The following is a 1192-nucleotide window of genomic DNA, read 5'->3' on the forward strand; positions in this document are numbered from 1 at the left end:
CCCCAATTAGGACAGCAAGCATTTAGACTTTTTCATCTTCCCCTTGCTTGGCATATGTTGCTGGTGCCAAGCCGCCCAGTGATTGATGGGGATGAAAACGATTGTACTGATCCATCCACTCGTCTGATAAAATCCGAACTTGCTCAAGCGAATCGAACAAATATGCATCTAATACATCCTCGCGATAGGTTCGGTTAAGCCGTTCTATGTAGCCGTTTTGCATAGGCTTGCCGGGTTGAATGTATTGAATTATAATGTTGTTAGCTGTGCACCACTGCCGAAATTTATCCGCTATAAATTCAGGCCCATTATCCGCTCTAATCTGTTTGGGTAGAGGACGTTGCAGAGCAATATCGTTCAAAACATCGACTACTTTCTGAGCGGGCAGCGAAAAATCAGCATGAGCGGCTACCACTTCTCGACTACAGTCGTCAATAATGGTTAGCACGCGAATCGTTCGCTTACTGGTCAGAACATCCGCCACAAAATCCATACTCCAACTGTAGTTGATCGTTTCGGGGGCATGTAAAGGTTGCTTCACTCGGGCTGGTACGCGTCGCTTATGCCGTCTTCGATGTTTCAAGCTCAGCAGCCGATACACGCGCAACACCCGTTTGCGATTCCATTTAAGTCCTTCATTACGGATCTTACCATAGTAGTCATCGAAGCCACGAGTCGGGTAAGCTTCCGCGTAAGTTTGTAACTTCTCAATGACCGGCTGGTCATTCTTTTTGCTGCGATAGTACCACCTGGACCGATGCATACCCACTACCCGACAGGCCCTGCCCACAGTTATGTTTTCTTCCACTGCCCACTCCACTAACTCCTTCTGTTGGCAAGGCCTTAAAGCCGCTCAGGCGGCCCTGTTTTTTTCGATGATTTCTTTCGCCAGTCGATAATCCAGGCTGAGTTCAGCGTACATCTGTTTCAGCCGGTGGTTTTCATCTTTAAGCGCTTTAAGTTCTTTCAAATGAGTGGCTTCCATGCCACTGTATTTCTTGCGCCAGTTAAATAAAGTGGCTTTAGAAATGCCATACTCACGGCACACGTCCATGGCTTCTCGTCCTCCTTCGTACTGCTTCAGGATGGCTACGATTTGTGTTTCGGTAAACTTCTTTTTTTTCATGTGTCAGTTAAAATTAGCTCTTTTCGAGTCTAATCCATGACTGTCCTAATTTCAGGGAAGCTTACA

General features: G+C 46.6%; 1 protein-coding gene and 1 pseudogene. Both read right to left on the bottom strand.

What is annotated here, in order from left to right; translation table 11 throughout:
- Nucleotides 1-22: 22 nt before the first annotated feature.
- Nucleotides 23-832: pseudogene (locus ACYVF1_RS32185) on the bottom strand (IS3 family transposase); the annotation flags it as partial.
- Nucleotides 833-853: 21 nt separating this feature from the next.
- A complete protein-coding gene (locus ACYVF1_RS32190; protein ID WP_461086823.1) occupies nucleotides 854-1126 on the bottom strand; it encodes a transposase in 273 nt (90 codons plus the stop codon).
- Between the last annotated feature and the right edge of the window lie 66 nt (nucleotides 1127-1192).

The sequence above is a fragment of the Spirosoma flavus genome (assembly GCF_054778555.1).

Coding starts and splice junctions, on each gene's coding strand:
- ACYVF1_RS32190 (WP_461086823.1), bottom strand. CDS start 1,126: ATGAAAAAAAAGAAGTTTACCGAAACACAAATCGTAGCCATCCTGAAG.